Annotated in this window: 7 protein-coding genes; 5 read left to right on the top strand and 2 right to left on the bottom strand. The window is 68.4% G+C overall.

The features are described 5' to 3' along the window. Nucleotides 1-289: 289 nt before the first annotated feature. The gene (locus tag ACLJK8_RS10675) at nucleotides 290-820 is read left to right on the top strand and encodes a DUF1993 family protein (RefSeq protein WP_413150245.1); all 531 of its coding nucleotides are present in this window, start codon (nucleotides 290-292) and stop codon (nucleotides 818-820) included. Between the two features lie 3 nt (nucleotides 821-823). Here ACLJK8_RS10675 and ACLJK8_RS10670 read toward each other — a convergent pair whose 3' ends face one another. After that, nucleotides 824-2719 carry a pentapeptide repeat-containing protein gene (locus ACLJK8_RS10670; protein ID WP_413150244.1) on the bottom strand — a complete coding sequence of 632 codons (1896 nt, stop codon included), beginning with the start codon at nucleotides 2717-2719 and terminating at the stop codon, nucleotides 824-826. Nucleotides 2720-2940: 221 nt separating this feature from the next. Here ACLJK8_RS10670 and ACLJK8_RS10665 point away from each other — a divergent pair, with 221 nt between their 5' ends. From ACLJK8_RS10665 to ACLJK8_RS10650, 4 genes are all read left to right on the top strand, one after another. Next, the gene (locus tag ACLJK8_RS10665; protein ID WP_413150243.1) at nucleotides 2941-3657 is read left to right on the top strand and encodes a GNAT family N-acetyltransferase; all 717 of its coding nucleotides are present in this window, start codon (nucleotides 2941-2943) and stop codon (nucleotides 3655-3657) included. Between the two features lie 3 nt (nucleotides 3658-3660). Then, the gene (locus tag ACLJK8_RS10660; protein ID WP_413150242.1) at nucleotides 3661-4392 is read left to right on the top strand and encodes a fused DSP-PTPase phosphatase/NAD kinase-like protein; all 732 of its coding nucleotides are present in this window, start codon (nucleotides 3661-3663) and stop codon (nucleotides 4390-4392) included. A 94-nt stretch (nucleotides 4393-4486) separates the two neighbouring features. Next, entirely contained in the window at nucleotides 4487-5050 is a 564-nt protein-coding gene (locus ACLJK8_RS10655) for a nitroreductase (RefSeq protein WP_413150241.1), read from the top strand. Between the two features lie 100 nt (nucleotides 5051-5150). Beyond that, on the top strand, nucleotides 5151-5837 hold the full coding sequence (locus tag ACLJK8_RS10650) for an EI24 domain-containing protein (protein WP_413150240.1): 687 nt from the start codon (nucleotides 5151-5153) through the stop codon (nucleotides 5835-5837). A 113-nt stretch (nucleotides 5838-5950) separates the two neighbouring features. Here ACLJK8_RS10650 and ACLJK8_RS10645 read toward each other — a convergent pair whose 3' ends face one another. Then, nucleotides 5951-6094 carry a hypothetical protein gene (locus tag ACLJK8_RS10645; protein WP_413150239.1) on the bottom strand — a complete coding sequence of 48 codons (144 nt, stop codon included), beginning with the start codon at nucleotides 6092-6094 and terminating at the stop codon, nucleotides 5951-5953. Nucleotides 6095-6173: the final 79 nt, after the last annotated feature.

Genomic DNA, 6173 nt, shown 5'->3' with positions numbered 1-6173 from the left:
AGATCAATGCCGATGATTGTTGCCTCGTTCATGGATTCCTCCCCTTGGTGACCGCAAGAGCGCCAGCTTGGCACAACGCGATGCCGTCGGCGGGGGTATCCACTCCATCAGTTCAGGGACCACCTCTGGGTTCGGGCTCATTCGAACTCCTCGAGGACACCTCGCTGGAGATCGGGTTCGAGTACCATCGCGGCGACGATGCGATCCTAAAGGCCGTCCGCGACATTTCGTCAGAAGCCTGTTAAGTCGGGCCTCGTCCTGAGACAAGCGAAGCGCGAGGGGCGCCGGAATGGACCAGAAACATCCGCCTTTCTACACGGCCTCCGTGCCGGTCTTCATCGGTGTTCTCGATCGGTCCGAGGCGATGCTGCGCCATGCCGAGGAAGAGCTCGGGCCCGGCTACGAGGAGGCGCTGACGCGGCGGCCGCATCCGAACATGATGTCCGTCGCGCGGCAGGTCGCGACGGCGGTGCAGTTCACGCTTCGCGTCGCCTTCCCGCTGGTGGGCAGGCGACCGCCGGAACTGCGCGACCTGATGGACGGGCCGGGGTTGCTCGCCCGGATCGAGGGGGCGCGGGCCCTGCTGCGCGGGCTCGATCCGGAGGAATTCAGGCACAGCGGCCGCCGGGTGATCCGGGCGCAGGCGGGGATCGCGCATCTGGAACTGCCGGCCGAACAGTTCCTGAACGGCTTCGGCCTGCCGAACCTCTATTTCCACCAGTCGATGGCCTATCTGGCGCTCAAACACGCGGGCGTCTCGCTCGGCAAGGCCGATTTCGACGGACTGCACGAATATCCGCCGGGCTTCTCCTTCGGCTGAGGCCTATTCGGAGGCGCCGAAGGTCGCGGGCAGCACCGGGGCGAAGGGTGCGCGTGGATAGGGCTCGACGCGCCGGTTCGCGGGCGGCGTAGTGAGGCCGGTCGCGGCCATCCGCGGCTCCGCCGGCTGCTCGTCGCAGAGCATCGCCTTCCATTCGGCCTGCTTTGCCTCTGGCCAGTACTCCGTCCCGCGCCGCAGCACGTCCGGAAGCTCGTCGCCGGGGAAGCAGTTTCCGAGCGAAAGCGTCACCGCGGCCTGAAGCGGCAGCAGGCTCAACTCGCGCTGCCTGGGCAACCGCGTGCCGCCCGTCTCGGCCTCCGGAGGCGGTGCCTCGCCGATGGCGGTGGCGAGCTGGACTGGCGTGAGGCCATCGGCGTTCGTCAGGTCGGTGTCGAACAGCACCGTGGCGTCGAGCCGCGCGCGGTGGAGCTTCGCATGGTTCAGCTTCGCGCCGCGAAGATCCGCGCCGCTGAGGTCGGCCCCGACGAGATTGGCGCCGCTGAGATTGGCGCCGCGAAGATCAGCCCGGATGAGCGCCGCGCCACTCAGATCGCTCCGTTCGAGATTGGCGCTCGTCATGCGTGCATCGGTGAAATTCGCGCGGCTGAAATCGGCGTAGTAGGCCCAGAGATCGGTCAGATTGGCGCGCTGAAGCGTCGCGCCTTCCAGCAGCGCCCAGGGCAGGTTGGCACCGGTGAGGTTCGCGCCGGTGAAATCGACGCGGCTGAGTTCGGACCCTTCGGCCGAGGCGCCGATGAGATCGCGCCCGGTCAGATCGATCCGGGGAAGTCGCGCCAGTTCGGTCCGGCGCGCGGCGTCCCAGTCAGAGCCAAGCCGCGCGTCGATGAAGTCGAAATACTCGCCGCAATCGGCCGGGCGCAGATAGGCCGGGCGGTTCTCGGCGCGCTGGCAATAGGCGCGGCGGTGCAGGATCGCGGTATTCGTGGCGCCGATGCTGACACCGGGCACCGTGCCGCAGATGTCGAGCCCGAGGCCCATTTCCTTGCACCAGCCGGTCCGGAAGGTCTCGAAACTGTCCTCGGCGGAGGAGATGCCCCGCGCCGGCGCGATCGCGCCGCGGTCGACATCGATGGTGAGCCCGACGAAGCCCGCGGCGCGGCGCATGCCAACGGTGTTCTCCGCGCCCATGCCCGACAGGATCTCGAGGCTCCGGTCGAACCTGTCGGCATAGGGTTTCAGCCCGGTCGGAGCGATGATCCAGGCACCGCTCGCCAACGTGAGGAGGACGAGCGAGGCGCCCGCGATGTCGCGCGAGCTTCGCGTCAGGCGGTCCCTGTCGCGCCGGGCAAGCCGGACCAGCGCCTCGATTCGACTGCGCCCGCCATAGGCCGCCATGACCGCGAGGCAGGCGAGGATGACGAGTGTGAGCAGCGGATCGCGCGCCGGCAGGAAGCGATACCACCCGTAAAGCAGGACCGCGGGCGCCAGCCACCAGAACAGGAAGCGCGCCAGCAGGTTCCGGTGCCGCTCCCATTGCGAGCCGTGCGGCCGGTTCTCGGGTCTGAGCGACAGGGCGAGGTCGTTGCCCATCCAGGTGGGCACCGCGTCGGCGAGACGGAACCCTTCGACGCCGGGCGCCGCTGCCCGGTCGGGCGGGGCGATCTCGAAGGTTTTCCAGAGCCGGCTCAGGTAGTTGTGCAGGTTGACGTAGAGCACGGCCAGGAGCACCGGCGCGCAGAAGAAGAACATCCGGGTCGGCATGCTGAGGTTGATGACCGGAAGCGCCACATTCTCGCCCGCGACGAGGAATTCCGAGTGTTTGAGCGAGACGAGCGTCACGCCGATGAAGAGAACAGCGGTCAGAAGGCTCGCCCAGGCGGTTCGAGCGAGCCCGCTGAGTTCGGTGATACGGTCCGTGATGGACTTCGGATCGGCCATGGGCTCCTCCAATGAACAGGTGTTTCAATGATCGATGCGCGTAATCCGGCTATTGTACCACTTCGGGGCCCTGCCGGCGAAGACCTCGTCGTCCGGCACGCGCCGCGGAGACAGCGCCGCGCGGGGCCGTCGCTGGGGTTTCGCGCGCCTTGCGTCGCCATGGGCCGTTGCGGCCGGCGGGGCCACGTGGCAGGGTCGCGCGCGTTCGGAAGAGGTGGGGTATGGCGCGGCTTGGGTGGATCGTCGAAGGCTGGAAGCCGGCGCTGACGCCGGAGCCCGTGGTGATGGAAGGCGCCTATGCGCGGCTCGAGCCGCTCAACCGGCGCCACGCCGCGGATCTGCATGCCGCGCTGCAAGGCGCCGAGGATACCTGGGACTATCTTCCCTACGGACCGTTCTTCGGGATCGGAGAATACGCGCGGTTCATCGAGCGGCTCGGTGCGAGCCGCGATCCGCTGTTCTTCGCCCTGATCGACCGTGCGACCGGACTGCCAGGCGGGGTGATGAGCCTGATGCGGATCTCGCCGGAGCAGGGCTCGATCGAGGTCGGGCACATCTGCCTCGCCCCCCGTATCCGGCGGACGCGCGCGGCGACCGAGGCGATCTTCCTGCTGGCCGCCCATGTCTTCGCTCTGGGCTTCCGCCGCTTCGAATGGAAATGCGACGCGCTGAACCTGCCGAGCCGCCGCGCGGCGCAGCGGTTCGGCTTCTCCTACGAGGGCGTGTTCCGGCAGGCGACGGTGGTGAAGGGGCGCAACCGCGACACGGCCTGGTTCGCGATGGTCGACCGTGACTGGCCCTGCCTCGGCGCGGCCTATGCCGAATGGCTCGACCGCGCGAATTTCGGCGCGGACGGGACGCAGGGGCGCCCGCTCTCCGAACTGACCGCCAATTGCCGCGTGACCGACGACCCGGTGATCGCCTCCGCCGAGGGCTGAGCGATGGGCAGGGACGCCGCCTCCCGGGCGCGGCAGGAACGCCCGCCGCGGGTCTGGCATCGACGCTGGAAGGATCGCTGGCTCGCCGCGGGCGGCGCGGCGATGCGCCGGGGGGCGCTCATCGACATGCTGGTCTTCGACCATGGCCTGGTGCGCTACCTGTGGCGCAACCTGCACGAGGTCGCGCCCGGTGTCTGGCGTGGCAGCCAGCCCGATCCCGGCTCGATCCGCGATCTCGCCCGACGCGGATTTCGGGCCATCCTCAACCTGCGCGGCGCGACGGAATGGGGCTCTTACATTCTTGAGCGCCAGACATGCGACGAGGTCGGGATCAGGCTCGTCGATCTCAAGCTGAACTCGCGGGAGCTGCCGGATTTCGAGACCATCGCGCGGCTCGACGAAATCTTCGCTTGCGCCGACAAGCCCATGTTGATCCACTGCAAATCGGGTTCGGACCGAGCGGGGTTCGTCGCCGCGCTCTACCTGCTGCTCAGGACAGACGCCGGGCCCGAGGCGGCCCGGGAGCAGCTTCATTGGCGCTATCTGCATCTGAGGCGAGGCCGGACCGGCGTGCTCGGCTACATGATCGACGCCTACGCGGCGGAGCACCGACGGACGGGGATCGCCTTCCGCGACTGGCTCGCCTCGGTCTATGACCCGGATGCGATGATGGCGGCCTTCAGCGGCGGAGCCGTCGAGACGTTCGTGGGCGACCGGGTGCTGGGGCGCGAGTGAGAGGGGGCGGAAGCTGCCGAGTGCCGTGGAGTGCTCTTGACGCGGCCCGCCGTGGCGAACATCTGATCGGCGGGATATCTTTCAAGGAGCGACCATGCCCGCGAGCCCCGAAGCCGCCGAATTCCTTCTGACCCGCCGCTCGCGGCCCGCCCGCCTGCTCGGCCTGCCGGAACCGGACCGGGAGGCGCTGACCCGGATAATGACCGCCGCCGTGCGCGTACCCGATCACGGCAAGCTCGAACCCTGGCGGCTGATCGTGCTGCGCGGCGTCGCGCTCGGCCGGTTCGCCAAGGCGATCCGGGAACGCGCGGAGGAGACGGGAGAGGACGCGGAGAAGGGGGCGCTGGCCTTCGAACAGGCGCCCGTCGCGATCGCCGTGGTGGCGAGCCCGGTCGAAAGCGACAAGATCCCCCAGATCGAGCAGACGCTCTCGGCCGGCGGGGTGGCGTTGAGCCTCCTGAACGCGGCGCTCGCGGAGGGCTGGGGCGCGAACTGGCTCACCGGCTGGCCGGCCTATGACGTGGACCTGCGCGAGAAGGAACTCGGGCTCGCCGATCACGAATGGATCGTCGGCTTCATCTATATCGGCACCGGCGTCGGCGAAGTGCCGGACCGTCCGCGGCCCGATCTCGACAAGATCGTGACATGGCGAGACTGATCGCCGTCGCTCGCATGATCGGCCGCGCCGTGATGGCGTCGCTGGCCGTGGCGAAGATGAAGCACAGGGGACAGATGCGATCCGGGGAGGCGCCGCGCTGATGGGACTTTTCGTCGATTTCGGGCGGGCGCTTGGCCAGATGGGCGATCCGCGCTTCATGCGGGTGCTCTTCGGCTCTCTGGCGCTGACCATCGTCGCCCTCGCGGTCGTGTTCTGGGCGGTGATGTTCGGACTGGGCTGGCTCCTGCCGCCGACCGTGACGCTGCCCTGGGTCGGAGAGGTGACCTTCGTTGACAACCTCGTCTCCTGGGGCGCGGTCGGGCTCATGCTCCTCTTGTCGGTCGTACTGATGGTCCCGGTCGCCGCGGGCGTGGTCGGCTTCTTCCTCGACGCGATCGCCGCGGCGGTGGAGGCACGCCATTATCCGGCGTTGCCGCCCGCGACGGATTTGCCGCTCGGACAGCAGATCGGCGATGCGATGCGCTTCGCGGGCATCGTGCTCGGCGTCAACATCGTGGCCTTCGGGCTCTACCTCGCCTTTCCGCCGCTGGCTCCGGCGGTCTTCCTGCTGCTGAACGGCTACCTGCTCGGGCGGGAGTATTTCCAGCTCGTCGCCGCGCGGCGGCTCGGCTTCGAGGCGGCGGGGCGGATGGGCAAACGGCATTTCTGGCGGATCTGGCTCGCGGGCATCCTGATGGCCGTGCCGCTGACCGTGCCGATCCTGAACCTGCTGGTGCCGATCTTCGGGGTCGCCGTCTTCACGCACCAGTTCCACAGGCTGAACTGAGGCGAAGGGCCGGAGAGAAGGCTCTGATTGGAAGACCCTGAACGGAAGACACCGCCAAGGCTCTCGCCCGGCGGTGTCCTCAGGGTTTCGATGTGGCGCCTTCTCAGCGCGCTTCAGTAACGCGGGCCCGGGCGCCGGCGATCCTCGACACGCACCCGGATCTTCGCCGAGCGCCGTGCAACTGAGAGTTGTATCGCGACATAGGCGAAGAGCGCGGCCGTGCCGCCCAGGAGGGTCAGGGTCGTCGTCATGCTCACGTGGCGGCCTCCTTCTTTCTGCTCCCTGTGGTTGCGACGATTGTCGCACTCGCCCGGGAGGCTAGCAGGTTTCCGGGGA

Source organism: Amaricoccus sp. W119 (assembly GCF_047275745.1).
GTDB lineage: Bacteria > Pseudomonadota > Alphaproteobacteria > Rhodobacterales > Rhodobacteraceae > Amaricoccus.
Note: the sequence above shows the minus strand (reverse complement) of the source record. Positions and strands in the feature narration are given on the sequence as shown.